Genomic DNA, 13,345 nt, shown 5'->3' on the forward strand with positions numbered 1-13,345 from the left:
CGACCGCCTGGATCAGGCCGGCACCCGGACGATGTCGAAGTCGGTGGTCGGCGTCGGCTCCACGTCGAACCGGCCGTTCACCACGTACAACGCCGAGCCGAGCAGGTCACCGGTGGCCGGTGACCGGAGCTGCGGGCCGGTGATCTCCCGCTGCACGACCCCGGCGGTGTAGCCGGCATTCAGCCGGACCACCGCGATGACGTTGCTCAGGTTCCGGATCACGTGGAGGGTGCGACCGCGCAGCACGAGCCCGTCGGCCCGGTCCACCGAGTAGCCGCCGAGACCGAAGACGCGGCTGCCCCCGGTGCGCGGGTCGACGCGGACGAGCTGGCCGGTCAGCATCTGCGCGACGAGCAGGTCACCGTCCGGGAGCGCGACGATCCCGTTGTTGAACGCGTCCGGCGTCGCGCCCGGACCGGTGAGCGACAGCACCCGGATGGCGGTGGGGGCCGGCAGTCGGCCATCCGGGCCCAGCGGCACCACGTACAGCACCGGCCGGGTGGAGTCGGTGAAGTAGACCGCCCGCTTGGTGATCACCAGGTCGTTGACCAGGCTGTTGGGGTCGGCGGTGAACTGGTAGTGGGCCAGCCGGGCGCCGCTGCCCGGGTCGTACACGGTGGCCCCGCCGCCGGTGAAGTCGGCGGTCCAGAGTCGGCCCCGCGGGTCGATCTTGAGCCCTGCCTTGGCCGCGCCGGGGGTGCCCGGGATCAGCACGGAGCCGCGCCCGGTCCGTAGGTCGCCCCGCCACACCGCACCGTCCAGGACGGAACCCACGTACACCGTGGTGCCGCGACCGATCGTCAACCCTTCCGGAGTGAAACCGTCGGGCAGGGCGATCCGGGCCGGGAACGGCTTCGGCGGGTGCGCGGTCGCCGGTGCACCGACCGTGACCAGGGTCGCCGCCGCGAGCACGGGGACGAGGAAAAGAGACAGCAGCTTTCGCAAGGAACACCGCCTGACGTCCATGTGGAATTCTCCACAGAGGAGTGTGACGCCCTAAGGACACGTCGGAGCCGCCAAAAGGTTGGGCCGGGTGTTCAATCCCGCCGTGCGGCGTACGCGGCCAGCGCGGCGACCTGGGCCGGGTCCAACGAGGGGCGCACCCGTGCCCGTGCCGTCGCGACGTGCCCGGCGGTGACCGTGGCCGCGGCGAGGGACTCCCGCATCGCGGCCAGCGCCGCCTCCCGGACCAGCGCCGCGCAGTCCGCCGCGGAGAAACCGGCCAGCTCGTCGCCGAGGGCGGTGAGGTCGACGTCCGGTGCGAGGGGCACCTGCCGGGACGCGGCTCGCAGGATCTCCGCGCGGGCCGGCCCGTCCGGCGGTGGCACGTAGACCAGCCGCTCCAGCCGGCCCGGCCGCAGCAGCGCCGGGTCGACCAGGTCGGGGCGGTTGGTCGCGCCGACCACCACCACGTTGCGCAACGTCTCCACCCCGTCCAGTTCGGTGAGCAACGCGGCGACCACCCGATCCGTGGTGCCTCCGTCGGTGGCCTGGCCGCGTACCGGCGCCAGGGCGTCCACCTCGTCCAGGAAGATCAGGGTGGGGGCCGCCTCCCGGGCCCGGCGGAACAGCTCGCGAACCGCGCGTTCGCTCTCGCCGACCCACTTGGAGAGCAACTCCGCGCCCTTCACCGACAGCACGTTGGCCCGCCCCGACCCGGCGAGCGCGGTGACCAGGTAGGTCTTGCCGCAGCCCGGTGGCCCGTAGAGCAGCACGCCGCGCGGCGGCTGCACCCCGAGCCGGGCGAAGGTGTCCGGGTAGGTCAACGGCCACAGCACCGACTCGGTCAACGTCTGCTTGACCTCGTCCAGGCCACCCACGTCGTCAAGCGTCACCGAGGCCAGATCCAGGGTCGACGCCGCCATCGTGGTCGGCCGGACCACCTCCCGGGCGGCCGAGAAGTCCGCCATCGACACCGTCGGCGTCTCGGCGGACTTCTGCCGCAGTGCCGCGCGTACCCCGGCCTCCCGGACCAACGCGGCCAGGTCCGCCGCGACGAACCCGGGGGTACGCGCGGCCACCTCGTCCAGACGCACGTCGTCGGCCAACGGCACCTGCCGGGTCAGCACGGTGAGCTGTTCGCGGCGTAACGCCTGGTCGGGGAGTGGGATGCTGATCCGCAGCGACAGCAGGTCCGGTGCGCGCAGCGCGGGATCGACCGCCTCCGGTCGGCCGGTGGCGCAGACCACTGCGACGCCGGCCCGGACGCACTCCGCGAGCACCTGGCGGAACACCGCCGCCACCGGGCCGGGCTCGTCCGCCGGTGCGAGCGCCTCGACGTCGCTGACCAGCAGCACCGCCGGGCCGCCGGCTCGGGCCGCCGTCGCCGCACCGCGCAGCCGGTCGGCGGCGGCCTGGTTGGTCGACGCGGCCAGCTCGGGCGCCCACAGCGGATGTACGCGGGCACCGACCCGGGTGGCCACGGCCCGGACCAGCGCCGACTTCCCGGAGCCGGCCGGGCCGACGAGCAGCACCCCCAGCGAGATGGTGGTGCCCAGCCGACCCAACACCTCCCGGTGGTGGAAGCCGAGGTCGAGCAGCTCGGTCAGCTCCTCGGCGTGGGCCCGCAACCCGGGCAGCTCGTCCACGTCGGGCGCCTCCTCCGCCGGCACCGCCTCGATGGTCGCACCCGGCCGGGCCGGCGCGGTGGCGGCCGGATCGGGCCCGCCGTGGGTGGCTGGACCGTGCTCCCACACCACCACCGTGTCCATGGTGACCAGCGCGCCGGGGCCCGGCTCGACAGTGCGCACGGTGAGCAGGGTGCTGGTCCAGGCGAAACCGACAGTGTTGGCGAGGCTGCCCCGAGCCGCCTCGATGAGGCTGCGCACCGAGGCGTCCGGCAGCACGTCCTGCGGCAGCAGCGACACGTCGTCGCCGGCGGTGAGCACCTTGCCCAGCAGCGCGAGCCGCAGCATCTCCGGACTCACCGCCGCGACCACCCCGGCCGGCCCGGCCAGGACGACCCGACTCGCCGGTGCCAACGGTGCCGGGCTGACCCGCACCTGAGCGCCGTCGCGTACGCCCAGGTTGCCCAGCGTCAGGTCGTCGGCGTACAGCAGGGCGCTGCTCGCGCCCGGCGCGGCGGCCGCCACGATCCCCGCCGTCTCCCGGCGGCCGGCAAGCCGGACCGGGTCGCCGGGCCGCAGCCCCAGCGCGGTCAGCGCCTCCGGGTGCAGCCGCACGATGCCCCGTCGGGCGTCCAGCGCGGCCGGCCGTAGGCTCGCCGTCAGGGTCAGGTCGGGTTGCGCCACCGCCCGACCGTAGCCGCCGCCGGCCAGCCCCGCCGGTCAGCGCCGCGGATCCAACTCGTCCAACAACGACGGGTCCCGCCGGATCAGCTCGGCCAACCGGGCCGCCGGGTCCGGGGTCAGCCCGTCCGGGCCGGGGGCCCACTCGGGCACCGTCCGGCCGGACAGGGGCCACGCCGGCGGGGGTTCCACCGGCACCGTCGGGGGCACCGGCCCGACGGTGACGTCCGGGCCGTCCCAGGAGACCCGCAGCGGGTACGTCCGCCCCTCGTGCTGCACCTGCACGGTCACCACCAGCCCGGGATAGGTGCCGACGACCTGACGGACCGCCTCGGCCACCTCCTCGACCGGCCCCCACCCGGCCACGTCACCCGGGGAGTCCGCCCCCGCGTGCCGGGCGTCGTGCCGTGCCGGCCCGGCGTTCGGGGTGTCGCCGCCGCCCGGACCGGGGAGGCCGGAGGGTGGCGCGGTGTCGTCACGGTCGTTGGCCCGCCGGCGCAGCGCCTCCTCGCGCCGGGCCAATCGGGCCAGCGTCTCGTCCAGGTCGCCCCTCACCAGATCACCTCTTCCCGTCACGGCCCGAGCCGGTCGGCTCAGGCCTGTCTCTCCCGGGTGGCACGTTCCAGCGCCCGGTCCAGGACGACCAGCAGGGCGTCCCGCACCGACAGCCGGTCCCGGGCGTCGAACTGCACCAGGGGCACATGGTCGCCGATGGCCAGCGCCCAGCGGATCTCGCCGAGTTCCAGGGCCAACCGCCCGTCGAAGGCGTTGACCCCGACCACGAACGGCAACCCGGCCCGCTCGAAGAAGTCGATTGCCGGGAAGCAGTCGTCCAGCCGGGCGCTGTCCACCACGACCAGCGCGCCGAGCGCCCCCCGGGCCAGGTCGTCCCACATGAAGCCGAACCGGGCCTGCCCCGGCGTGCCGAACAGGTAGAGCTTCAGGCTGCGGTCGATGGTCACACAGCCGAAGTCCATCGCCACCGTCGTGGTGGTCTTGGTGGACCGGACACCCGGATCGTCCACGCCGATCCCGGCGCTTGTCATCTCGGCCTCGGTGGTCAGGGGAGCGATCTCGGAGATCGCACCCACGGTGGTGGTCTTGCCCACCCCGAACCCGCCGGCCACCAGGATCTTGACCGGGATCGGCGGGGCCGCCGGCTTGCCGACCGGCGGCGACGCCCCCGCCCCGGACGGCGGCTGGTACGGCGGCGGCGGTGGACCGGAACGCCCGCTGATCGGCGCGGTGCCCGGCACCGCGTAACGGCCGGCGGCGCTGTTTCCGGCAACCCCGCCGAGCGGGGCGACCGGCCATTCAGGAGATCGCACGGAGTCCATCAATCACTCGCAGGATGAGGTCGGGGTCGACGGCGTCGTTGGTGTCGGTGACGTGCACGTCCAGATGTCCGGCCGCCCGCAGGTCGCCGACCAGGACCCGCGTCACTCCGAGGTGCAGCCGGGCGCGGGCCGAGATCTCGGCGACCGAGATCGGTTCCGCGCAGAGCGCGATGATCGCCTGGAACTCCGGTGCCAGCAGGGCACCGGTCGGGACTGTCGACCAGCCGCTGTCCGGGCGGACTGTCACCTGCGTCTCCACGCCGATCGCCGGGTCGGCGCCCGCCACCCGGCCGGAGGTGAGCACGAACGGGCGGGGCCCGGCCGGGCGACCGCCACCCGACTCGGGCTCCGGCTGCGCCGGTGTCTCCACCACGCCGGCCTCCGTCGGGCTGGCCGTGTGCAGGTACGGACGGATCCGGACCGTCGGTTCCGGGTCCGGGTCCTCGCCGTCGACGTCGGGGGTCACTGCTGAGCGGCGTTCTTCAACTCGACGATCAGCCGCGGGGTCAGGGCGCCACCGGCCCGCCCGGCGAAGAGCGTCATCTCGTACGCGACGGTGCCCAGGTTGGCCGACCGGTCGGCGACCACCCCGAGCACGGAACCACTGCTGATCGCGCTGATCAGCAGGTAGCCGTCGGCCATGTCGACGATCACCCGGTTCAGGCCGCCGAGCGCGTACCAACTGGCCGCCCCACCGGCGAGACTCGTCATCCCGGAGACCACCGCGGCCAACCGCTCCGCGTTGGACCGGTCCTTGATCGCCGACATGGCCATCAACAGGCCGTCCGAGGAGACCGCGATCGCCTCCAGGACACCTGCGGTGCCGGAGGTGAAGGAGTCCAGCAACCAGTTGAACGTACGGGCCTCCGGGCTGAGGTCCCCGCTGGTGCCGGACTGGCTCTGGTCGATGTTGTCGTGCAGGAAGGGGCTGGTCACCGTGATGATCCTTCTTCGTTCCGGCGGTCGGGGCTGACTTCGCGGAGAGCGCGGGCTACGCCCTCCTCGAAGTCGATGATGAGTCTGCGGACCTCGGCCGGGTCACCGAGGTGCGTACTGAGAGGTTGACAGGCCGGGACGACCGTGAGGTTCGCCCCCGGCACGCGTCGGCTCAGTCGGGGGCGATCGGGTGTGGTGTCGGACGGGCCGGCGCCACCGGTCGCCGTCGGACCGACACCTGCGGGTGTGTTCGGCAGGTGGACACCTCCGGGTGTGTTCGGCAGGTCGACGGTGTGCATCTCGGCCCGGCGTACACCGGCCTGGAAAGCCTCGACGAGCGCGCGGGCGGCGGCGGGGTCCGCGCCGGTGGCGTCCACCGGCCGGGTCGGTGCGGTGGCGGCATGCAGGCTGGCACCGGGCACCCGCTGCCGGATCCGTGGCGTGTTCGGCGAGCCCGACGGCTCCGGCTCCGGGGGTGCGGCAACGGGCTGCGGTGGCGGGCCGGAGCCGAACGCGTTCCAGGACGGGCCGGCGTCCAGGCTGCGGGTGGCCCGGCTGAGCAGGTCCGAGTCGAAGCGGGCGGGTTCGGCGACGGCCGCCGTGCTGGGTCGCGCGGCGCGGCTGGACGCTGCCGCCGTACGCCTGTCCCGTTCCGGCACCGTGGCCCGGGCGACGGTGCTCCCGGCCCGGTCGGCGCGGCGCAGCACCAGTGCCGCCGACGGGATCTCCAGGTGTGCCGTGACCCCACCGCCGGCGGTGGCGGCCAGGCCCACCTCCCAGCCGTGGCGGCGGGCCAACCGGCCCACCACGAAGAGACCGAGCACCTCGGTCGGTGCCAGGTCGAGTCGTTCCCGGCGGGTGAACCGGGCGTTCTCCTCGGCCAGCCGTTGCTCACCCATGCCGATGCCGTGGTCCACGACGGTGATCCGCGCGCCGATGCCGGACGTTTCGGCGGCCACCAGCACCCGGGTGTGCGGCGGGGAGAAGGCGGTGGCGTTCTCCATCAGCTCGGCCAGCGCGAGGATGAGGTCACCGACCACGGCCGGTGCGGCCGAGATACCGGCCGGCACCCGCACCTCCACGCGGGTGTAGTCCTCGATCTCGCCGAGCGCCAACCGGACCACGTCGGCCAGCGGCACCGGTGCGGTGTGGGCGTCGGCACCGGCCGAGCCGGAGAGCACCACGAGGCTGCCGGCGTTGCGCCGCAACCGGCTGGAGATGTGGTCGAGCCGGTACAGGTCTTCCAGCCGACCCGGGTCGGCCTCCTGCTGCTCCAACCGGTCGATGAGCGCGATCTGCCGGCCCACCAGATTCTGGGTGCGCCGCCCGACGTGGCCGAACATCTGCGCCACGTTGCGGCGACCGGCGACCTGCCGCTCGACCAGCCGCGCGGCGGTGCTCTGCACCCGGTCGAAGGCCCGCGCCAGGTCGCCGATCTCGTCGTTGGCCCGGATATCCACCGGCTCCAGCCGGATGGGCTGCGGGCTCTCCCCCTCGTCGTCGGTGACCCGGACCAGCTCCGCCTCGGCGACCCGGGCGACCCGGTCGGCCGAGTGGGTGAGGCGGGTCAGCGGTCGGGCCACCGTCCGCGCGACGGCCGCACTGAGCAGCACCACCAACGCCAGGATCAGTGCCGCCGCGGCACCGACCAGGTACGCGGCCGTCAGCGCGCGGCGCTGGTCGGCGGTCACCTCGGTGAGTACGTCGGCGACCAGCTTCTTCTCCACGAACTGACCGAGCCGGATCATCGTGCGGACGGCCGGGAAGAGCGCCTCCAGCGGCACGTCGCGGACCGCGGCGGCCGGGTCGCGGGCGCTGGTGACCAGGAAGTCCGAGCTGGTACGCGCGGCCACCGCCGCGTCGTTGAGCTGGGCCACCTTGAGCTGCTCGGGCGTGATCAGGCTGCGGAACCGCGAGTTGTCGACCATGAGCGCGGCGATGCACGCCACGTACCCGGTGATGGTGTCCGAGCTGCCGACCGCCTTGACCAGCAGGCTCAGGGTGGCGCAGGCGCCCAGGCCCTCGTCGACGCGCAGCAGCCCGTCGAGGGCGAGCACCTGACGACCCGGCAACGTCTCGGTGTCCACACCGAAGGCCAGCCGCAGCGACTCGATCAGCCCCACGTTCACCGGGCCGAAGGCCTCCATCACCTGGCCCGGGTTCGCGACCCGGGCCAGCACGGACGTGCGCAGGTCGGTGAGGCTGGACACCCCGTCCAGGGCGCTGTCGACCTGGCCGGTCAGCGCATCGCTTCCGCTGGCGCGCAGGTCGGCCACCCGGTCGTCCACGTCGGCGGACTTGCGGACCACCTCGCTGCGCTCGACCCGGCCGAGCAGGAAACCGACCGAGAGGATGCGTTCCTGCTGGAGGTCCTGGACCAGGCTGCCGACCCGGCTGGCGAGCCGTACCCGCTCGGCGGTGTCGCTGGCCCGCTGCGCCGCGGCCACCCGGTCGAGCACCACGGGCACGGCCAGGCCGACCATGCTGAGCAGCGGGATGACCACGAGCAGCGCGAGCTTGCCGCGGATCCGGAGCCTACCGAGCAGCATCGAAGGCCCCCCACTGTGCGGGCTGCGGGTCGCGGGCCGGGCCGGCGGGTTGCCGCCCGCGCGGATCGCCGGGCACCGGTTGCCAGGCGTCCGCCGGCGGCGGGGTGTCGGCGGTCTCCGTGTGGGTCGCGGCCATGGTCGCCCGGCGTCGGGCCCGACCGCGGGCGGTGAACAGCAGCGCGGCGAGCCAGCTCAGCAGCAGCACGGCGAGTGCTGTCGCCGCGGTGGTCAGCCAGCGGTCCCGGTCGAGTTCGTCGATGCGCGCGACGAGCAGGGCGTCCAGCTCGGCGAGGATGACCGGCTGAAGTTGGCGGGCCGCGCGGTGCGTGTTGAGCCCGGCGGCGCTCAACTGACCGGGGTCCACCAAACTCGTGCCCCTGGTCGGGGTCGAGTACGCGGCCAGCGCCTCCACCGAGCGTTGGTAGGTGTCCAGCGGGGTCAGCACGTTGGCGCCGAGATCGGTGCTCTCCGAGCCGTCCACGGCGGACCGCAGGTTGTCGACGGCGTCACCGGCGGGTGCCAGGGCGGCCACCCGCAGGCCGGTCAGCTCCAGCAGGCCGCGTGGTTGTTCGGCGGCTGGCCGGCGGGCGACAAGCGTGCCCAGATCGGCGAGCCGGCCGGTGGCCACCACCGCCTCGGGCAGCTCCTGGCCGGCGCTGTCCTGGAGGAAGTAGGAGTCGGCGACGGGATCGCGGACCAGCCCGGAGCTCTCCCGGACCTTGCGGTGCAGCGCCAGCAGCAGGTCCGACACCTCCCCGTACGCCGTGTAGGCGGACTCCGGGTCGGCGGGGCTGCGCCCGCGCAGTGCCTCCAGCTTGGCTCGCACCCCGGCCCAGCGTTCCTGGCTGAGCAGTTCGGCGCCGATGCGGGCGTCCACCGCTGCGGCCTCCTCGACCGCCCGGTTCAGCGCGTCGCCGGATACCTGTCGGTTGTTGACCGCCGCGGACTGGGCCTCCACGAGCGCGTCGGTGACCGAGCCCAGAGCGGTGAGGTACCGCACGCCGAGCCGTTCCCGAACGGCCAGGTCCCGGTCGGCGGTGGTCTGCCGCCAGGCGGACGTGCCGAGCAGACCCACCGGCGCCAGTAGCGCCCCGATGAGGAGCAGCGGCAGCAGTCGGCCCAGGGTGGACGGACGTCGACGGGCCCGCGGTGCGGGGACTGTCATGTATGTCTCCTCCGGCATGGGGCGCGGATCGGCGCGGTGTCGGGCGACCCGGCAAGTCCCGTGCACCGGACCGGAAAACTAACCGACCCCCTCCCTGGTCAGACCTCGGTCGACGAGTCAGGTTCGCGTCAGTTGGAGCAACGTCACCAATTGCGCGCGTTCCCGACACGCTCTGTTTCGTCAGTGGGTGTGACATGTGGTGATCGAGGGGAAATCCGTGAAAGATCGGAATTCACGGGATCCGAACTCAACTCACTGCGTCGCGTCGGACATGGCGCGCTCGCAGCCGTCGGGTCACCGATCGGGGCAACCGGACGGACGTACGGCGGATCTCAGCCAACGCTCAGGCTGTGAGCCGTACCGTGTGCCGCATGACATCGCCGTCGCCGGCCGCGTGGTTCCGGCGTGCCCTGCCCACCCGCCGTCGCGCGATTGCCGCAACGGCGGTCGTCGTGCTGCTGGCCGCCGCCGTGACCTGGGCGGTGTGGCCGCAGGGGGCGGGCGTACGCACCGAGAGCGCGATGCTCACCGTCCGCTCCGGACCGTCCGACGACCAGCCGGTGGACCTCGACACCACCTTCTACCTGCCCGACGACGCGTCGTCGGGGCGGAAGGTCCCGGCGGTGCTGTTGGCGCACGGGTTCGGCGGCACGAAGGAGTCGGTGCGCTCCGACGCGGAGGAGTTCGCCGGGCGCGGCTACGCGGTGCTCACCTGGACCGCGCGGGGTTTCGGCCGCAGCGGCGGAGAGATCCATCTGGACAGCCCGGACTACGAGGTGCGTGACGCGCAACGGTTGCTGGACTGGCTGGCCGCGCGACCGGAGGTCCGCACCGACGCCGCCGGTGACCCGAAGGTCGGCGTGGTCGGCGGCTCGTACGGCGGCGGTCTGGCGCTGCTGCTGGCCGCCCAGGACCGGCGGGTCGACGCGATCGTCCCCATGATCACCTGGAACGACCTGTCCCGTGCCTTCCTGCCGGAGAGCACCGGTGGGGCACCGACCGAGGGCGTGTTCAAGAAGGGCTGGGCCGGTCTCTTCTTCGGTGGCGGCGGCAACGTGGGCTCCGGCCCGGCCGGGCTGTCCGGCGCGACCGCGGCCCAACCGCAGGGCGCGCCCGCGTCGGCCGGCCCACCCAGCCCGGCACCGGGTGCCGGCCCGGGCAGCGGACCCGGTGGCGCCCCGGCCGGTGCGGCCGACCCGTCCTGCGGGCGTTTCGCCGCCGACGTGTGCGCCGCGTACCTGCGGATCGCCACCACCGGGCGGGCCGACCAGGCGGCCGTGGACCTGCTGCGCCGGTCCAGCCCGGCCGGTGTGCTGGACCGGATCAAGACGCCCACCCTGCTGGTGCAGGGCGAGGCGGACACACTCTTCGGTCTCGGCGAGGCGGACGCGAACGCCAAGGGCATCGCCGCCACCGGCACCCCGGTCCGGGTCGCCTGGTTCACCGGCGGCCACGACGGTGGCAGTGGACCCCGCTCCGACGAGGACCGGGTGAAGTTCCTGACCGTCCAGTGGCTCGACCACTACGTCAAGGGCGAGGGCGAAGCGCCCGGCGACGACTTCACCTGGTCGCGGATCGCCGGCTTCGACGCGCTCGACCGGGGTCTGGTCGCCACCGGCTTCCGCCGCGCCGACTACCCGGGCCTGACCGGAAACGCCCGCCGGGACGTCACGGTCGCCGGCCCGGCCCAGCCGATCGCGAACCCACCGAACGGCAACCCGGCCGCGATCTCCTCGATCCCGTTCGCCGGCGGGCTCACCTCGCTGCTGGACGGCGTGGCCGGTGACGTGCCCGGCCAACACGCCCGGTTCGAGTCGACGCCGTTGACCGAGGCGGTGGACGTGGCAGGTGCGCCCACCATCACCCTGCGGGCCGCCTCGCCGACCGGGTCGGCGGTGCTCTTCGTCAAGCTCTACGACGTCGACAAGGACGGCGCGGCGACCCTACCGAACGGGTTGGTCGCCCCGATCCGACTCACCGGCCTACCGCAACGGGTGCAGGACGCCCGCCCGGTCACCGTGACGCTGCCCGGGATCGTCCGCCGGGTGGAGGCCGGGCACCGGCTGCGCCTGGTGGTGGCCACCTCCGACCAGGCGTACACCACACCCGCCGAGCCCACCGTCTACACGGTGGCCGCGGACGGCGCGGTCAGCCTGCCCACGGTCAGCGGCGAGCCGATCCCCACCGCGGCGACGATCTGGCGCTGGGTGCTCGCCGGCCTGCTCGCCGCCATCGTGATCGGGCTCGTCGTGGTCGTCGCCGTGCTCCGCCGCCGGCACCGCCGCCAGGACCGGTCGGTGCATCCGGAGTACGCGGACACGCCGCTGGCCGTGCGCGCGCTGCGCAAGGAGTACGCGGACGGCTTCGTGGCGGTGTCGAACGTGGACTTCGAGGTGCACCCCGGTCAGGTCGTGGGGCTGCTCGGGCCCAACGGCGCCGGTAAGACCACCACCCTGCGGGTGCTGATGGGGCTGACCCAGCCAACCGCCGGGGAGATCTACGTCTTCGGTCGTCGGCTGGTGCCCGGCTCGCCGGTGCTGTCCCGGATCGGCGCGCTCGTCGAGGGGCCCGGCTTCCTGCCGCACCTGTCCGGTCTGGAGAACCTCCGGGCGTACTGGCGGGCCACCGGCCGGCCGTGGGAGGACGCGCAGTTCGACGCGGCCCTGGAGATCGCCGGGCTGGGCGACTCCGTGCAGCGGAAGATCAAGAACTACAGCCACGGCATGCGTCAGCGCCTCGCCATCGCCCAGGCCATGCTGGGCCTGCCCGAGCTGCTGGTGTTGGACGAGCCGACCGACGGGCTCGACCCGCCGCAGATCGCCGAGATGCGCCGGGTGCTCCAGCGCTACGCCACCGACGGTCGGGCGGTGCTGGTCTCCAGCCACCTGCTGGCCGAGGTGGAACAGACCTGCACGCACGCCGTGGTGGTGAACAAGGGCCGGATCGTGGCGTCCGGGCCGGTGGAGGAGATCGTGGGCGAGTCGCCGAGTGTGCTCTTCGACGTCAGCGACCCGGCGGCGGCGCGGGTGGTGCTGGACCGCCTGCACGGCGTACGGGTGCTGCCGGAGAGCGACGGTCAACTGGTGGTCGACACGAACGGCACGGCCCGCAGCGAGGTGGTGGCCGAGCTGGTGCGCGCCGGCATCGGGGTGGACCGGGTGGTGCCGCGGCGCCGCCTGGAGGACGCGTTCCTCGCCCTGGTGGGCGACAACTCTCGGGGAAGCGGTGACCGGTGATGGCTGTTGTCGACGCGGGCGAGGCCCGGGGCTACCGGCCGTCGGCCACCATGCCGTTCGCGGCGGAGTTCCGTCGGCAGGCGTCCCGGCGGCGCACCCAGTTGGCGCTCGGGTTCATGGTGCTGCTGCCGCTGATCATCCTGATCGCGTTCCAGTTCAACTCCGGTGGCGACGACGACAACGGCAACAACGAGTTCGCCAGTCTGGTCGACCTGGCCACCTCCGGCGGCCTCAACTTCACCCTCTTCTCGATCTTCGTGTCGGCGTCGTTCCTGCTGGTGGTGGTCGTCGCGCTGTTCTGTGGCGACACGGTGGCCAGTGAGGCGAGTTGGGGCAGCCTGCGCTACCTGCTGGCGGTCCCGGTGCCCCGGGCGCGGCTGTTGACGGTGAAGCTGGTGGTCGCGCTGGCGTACTCGGGACTGGCTCTGGTGCTGTTGGCCGGCACCGCGCTGCTGGCCGGCACCCTGCGCTACGGCTGGTCGCCGCTGCGCAGCACCGTCGCCGCCGAGCTGGAACCCACCGAGGGCCTGCTCCGGCTGCTGGCGGTGCTCGGCTACCTGGCGGTCGTACTCCTGGTGGTGGCCGGCCTGGCGTTCCTGCTGTCGGTAACCACCGACGCCGCGCTCGGCGCGGTCGGCGGCGCGGTGCTGCTGTGGATCCTGTCCAGCATCCTGGACCAGATCACCGCCCTGGGCGCGCTGCGCGACTTCCTGCCCACCCACTTCAGCACCGCCTGGCTGGGCCTGCTCTCGACCCCGGTGCAGACCGACGACGTGGTACGCGGCTGTATCTCGGCAATCGGCTACGCGACGCTGTTCTGGGGGTTGGCGTTCTGGCGCTTCACCCGCAAGGACATCACGTCCTAGGGTTCGAC

At 73.5% G+C, this 13,345-nt stretch carries 10 protein-coding genes; 2 read left to right on the top strand and 8 right to left on the bottom strand.

Going from position 1 to position 13,345, the window contains the following annotated elements; all coding sequences use genetic code 11:
* Positions 1-12: 12 nt before the first annotated feature.
* From ACGFIW_RS14460 to ACGFIW_RS14495, 8 genes are all read right to left on the bottom strand, one after another.
* Complete coding sequence (locus ACGFIW_RS14460) at positions 13-945, bottom strand: SMP-30/gluconolactonase/LRE family protein (protein WP_393314672.1); 933 nt, start codon at positions 943-945, stop codon at positions 13-15.
* A gap of 92 nt (positions 946-1,037) precedes the next feature.
* Positions 1,038-3,251 (bottom strand): AAA family ATPase, encoded by a 2,214-nt coding sequence (locus ACGFIW_RS14465; RefSeq protein ID WP_393314674.1) that lies wholly within the window; start codon positions 3,249-3,251, stop codon positions 1,038-1,040.
* Between the two features lie 36 nt (positions 3,252-3,287).
* A complete protein-coding gene (locus tag ACGFIW_RS14470) occupies positions 3,288-3,803 on the bottom strand; it encodes a hypothetical protein (protein WP_393314677.1) in 516 nt (171 codons plus the stop codon).
* Between the two features lie 38 nt (positions 3,804-3,841).
* Complete coding sequence (locus ACGFIW_RS14475; protein ID WP_393314680.1) at positions 3,842-4,585, bottom strand: ATP/GTP-binding protein; 744 nt, start codon at positions 4,583-4,585, stop codon at positions 3,842-3,844.
* Positions 4,563-5,051, bottom strand: coding sequence for a DUF742 domain-containing protein (locus ACGFIW_RS14480; RefSeq protein WP_393314683.1), 489 nt, complete (start codon positions 5,049-5,051; stop codon positions 4,563-4,565). The genes ACGFIW_RS14475 and ACGFIW_RS14480 overlap by 23 nt, the downstream gene beginning before the upstream one ends.
* Complete coding sequence (locus tag ACGFIW_RS14485) at positions 5,048-5,521, bottom strand: roadblock/LC7 domain-containing protein (protein ID WP_393314686.1); 474 nt, start codon at positions 5,519-5,521, stop codon at positions 5,048-5,050. The genes ACGFIW_RS14480 and ACGFIW_RS14485 overlap by 4 nt, the downstream gene beginning before the upstream one ends.
* A complete protein-coding gene (locus ACGFIW_RS14490; protein ID WP_393314689.1) occupies positions 5,518-8,070 on the bottom strand; it encodes a nitrate- and nitrite sensing domain-containing protein in 2,553 nt (850 codons plus the stop codon). The genes ACGFIW_RS14485 and ACGFIW_RS14490 overlap by 4 nt, the downstream gene beginning before the upstream one ends.
* Positions 8,057-9,235: a hypothetical protein gene (locus ACGFIW_RS14495; RefSeq protein WP_393314692.1), complete on the bottom strand. Its 1,179-nt coding sequence runs from the start codon at positions 9,233-9,235 to the stop codon at positions 8,057-8,059. Before ACGFIW_RS14495 ends, ACGFIW_RS14490 begins: the two co-directional genes overlap by 14 nt.
* 371 nt (positions 9,236-9,606) lie before the next feature.
* Here ACGFIW_RS14495 and ACGFIW_RS14500 point away from each other — a divergent pair, with 371 nt between their 5' ends.
* Complete coding sequence (locus tag ACGFIW_RS14500) at positions 9,607-12,471, top strand: alpha/beta fold hydrolase (protein WP_393314695.1); 2,865 nt, start codon at positions 9,607-9,609, stop codon at positions 12,469-12,471.
* A complete protein-coding gene (locus ACGFIW_RS14505) occupies positions 12,471-13,337 on the top strand; it encodes an ABC transporter permease (RefSeq protein WP_393314698.1) in 867 nt (288 codons plus the stop codon). Before ACGFIW_RS14500 ends, ACGFIW_RS14505 begins: the two co-directional genes overlap by 1 nt.
* Positions 13,338-13,345: the final 8 nt, after the last annotated feature.

Origin of the sequence: Micromonospora sp. NPDC048935, assembly GCF_043197875.1 — a bacterium.
GTDB lineage: Bacteria > Actinomycetota > Actinomycetes > Mycobacteriales > Micromonosporaceae > Micromonospora.